Source organism: Dietzia aerolata, from assembly GCF_014144865.1.
Lineage (GTDB): Bacteria > Actinomycetota > Actinomycetes > Mycobacteriales > Mycobacteriaceae > Dietzia > Dietzia aerolata.
The window spans coordinates 1-2,384 of the sequence record NZ_JAALDM010000144.1; the positions used below are offsets into that span (position 1 = coordinate 1).

At 68.2% G+C, this 2,384-nt stretch carries 2 protein-coding genes; one reads left to right on the forward strand and one right to left on the reverse strand.

Annotated elements, in window-relative coordinates:
- A partial coding sequence (locus tag G6016_RS09585; protein ID WP_182632445.1) for an acyltransferase family protein occupies positions 1–582 on the reverse strand: 582 nt, incomplete at its 3' end.
- A gap of 101 nt (positions 583–683) precedes the next feature.
- Here G6016_RS09585 and pgfA point away from each other — a divergent pair.
- Positions 684–2,015, forward strand: coding sequence for a cell envelope lipid trafficking protein PgfA (pgfA, locus tag G6016_RS09590; RefSeq protein WP_182632446.1), 1,332 nt, complete (start codon positions 684–686; stop codon positions 2,013–2,015).
- Positions 2,016–2,384 lie beyond the last annotated feature (369 nt).

Below are 2,384 nucleotides of genomic sequence, written 5' to 3' on the forward strand. Positions count from 1 at the left end.
GACGACGGCCGTCGCCGCGATCGCGGGGATGCGCCAGCGCGCGGCCGGCCCCCGGAGCCGGACGAGCGCCCACCACAGCAGCGGCAGTACGAGGTAGAAACTCATCTCCACCGACAGTGACCAGGCGTGCGTCAGGCCCTCGACGAGGGAATCGGGGACGAAGACCTGCGACAGGGTCAGGTTGGCCGTCCAGGTGGCCGGCGAGCTCGAGGCGTTCTGGGGGACCAGCAGGAACACGGCCGCGACCAACACGAGGTAGGCGGGCATGATCCGGACCAGACGGGAGCGGAGGTAGGTGCGGGCCGGGCGCGCGGTGCCGGGCTCGCCGCTACGGGCGTGCAGGGCGTGCACCCGCCAGAGTAAAAAGCCGGAGAGCGCGAAGAACACAGCCACCGACAGGTCCATACGGCCCCAGATCCGGTGGATCGTCGAGCCCGTCGACGACGCCGTCTGGAACGCCACATGGGTGGTGAGAACGGCAAATGCGGCCACCGCCCGGAGGCCCTCGAGGGCCGGAACGAAGCCCCGCGCGGACGGAAGAGTTCCGAATTGTCGGTCGGGGGTGCCAGATGCGTTCTTCATCACTGTTAATCTTCTCCTGATGATGGTCCGGCCCGGGCGATCACCCCCGCGGGATAGGGGGTGGCTGGCGGACTGACGGCGATACTCCAGGAGGACTACCGATGGCACGACAGAGCAGTTCCGCAGGAAGGAAGGCATCTGTTCCCGGACTGATCCTTGTGGGGCTCGGGACCTTCCTCATCACTATCGCACTCGCGTTGGTGTTCTTCGTGGTACCGGCGCAGAAGAAGACCCCGCTGGACATCAACTCCACCACGGTGACCGAGGTCGTGCCGGGCGCCGTGCTCGTGGGTGGGGCACTGGCCTCCAACACCCCCACCGAGCTCAACGCCGACCGCGAGGAGTGCCGCGCGGAGGACGCCGGCGGAGATGACGAAGCGGCTGACGACGCCGCCGAGGGCGAGGACGCCCCCGAGAGCGAGGACGTCGAGACCGTCACCGAGGACGGCGAGGCCGACGACGCCGAGGTGCAGTTCCCCGTCACCTGCTTCATCGACAACGACATCCCGATGTTCTCGCAGCGTCGCGTCACGGCGGTTGAGCCGTCCGACGCCGAGGTCATCACCATGCAGGCCGCGCAGACCCTGATGCGTGAGGACCTGGCCGACGGCGGCGACGAGGAGTCGCTCATCAACGCGACCGTCGACCGCATCACCTTGGACCGCGTGACCGCCGAGCCGATCGACGAGCCCACCTCCACCGTCCAGCTCGTCAGCGCCGGTGGCGAGGAGAGCGCGCCGACCGGCTTCGTCCGCAACGGCATCCAGTACAAGTTCCCGTTCGACACCGAGCAGCGCGCATACGACTACTTCGACGCCGGCACTTTCACCACCAACCCGATCGAGTTCGTCGGCGAGACCACCGTCGGCGGCGTCGAGGCATATGAGTTCAAGCAGGAGCTGGGCCCCATCGACATGTGGTCCTCGATCCGCGATCACTTCGCCTCGATCACCGAGGGCTACGACCCGGCCGTCGAGTCCGTCCTGGCCAGCTACCGCCGTGAGGGCATGACCGCCGGCCAGTGGGGCCTCGAGGGTGACCCGGAGCGCGTCGTCGACATGCGCCGCTTCTACACCAACACCCGCACCGTCTGGGTGAACCCGGACACCGGCCAAATCGTCAACGGCACCGAGCAGCAGTTCCAGTTCTTCGCCGAGGACCAAGCCGAGGCCGACGCCTTCTTCAACGATAAGACCGCCGTGGAAGAGGAGAGCGCCGACCCGACTCGCACGGCCGTCCGCTTCAACTCCGGCTGGAACGAGGAGACGCAGGAGAAGACGCTGTCGGATGCGCAGGACAGCGCTGACTCGCTCAACACCTTCGGCCGGATCGTGCCGATCATCCTGGGTGTCCTGGGTGTGCTGTCGCTGATCGGCGGCGTCATCCTCGGAGCCCGCGGTGGCCGCGGAGGCCGCAGCGCTGCCCGGGCCTGACCCGACTGGCCTGTGCTGAGCTGGCCTGGCCGGACCTGAGCTGACCCGGTCCGACCTCAGCTGGCCGGACCCAATGCTCACCGGCAACCGTCCGGCCACGCGAATCAGACGAGGCGCCCCGTACACAAAGCCCGAGAGGGCGGTGTGCGGGGCGCTGTCGTATCTGCCGCCCGTCAAAAGACCCGTCGGAAGTCACTTGACCCGCGCAATCGCGCAGGCGAACCGCCATCGAGCGGGCGAGCTGCAAACGCGCAGGCGAACCGCCATCGTGCGGGCGAACTGCGATCGCGCAGGCGTACCACCATCGCGCAGGCGAACTACACCGCCTGAGGTGCTTGCCGCTCCCGCCGCTCCCGCCGCTCCCGCCGC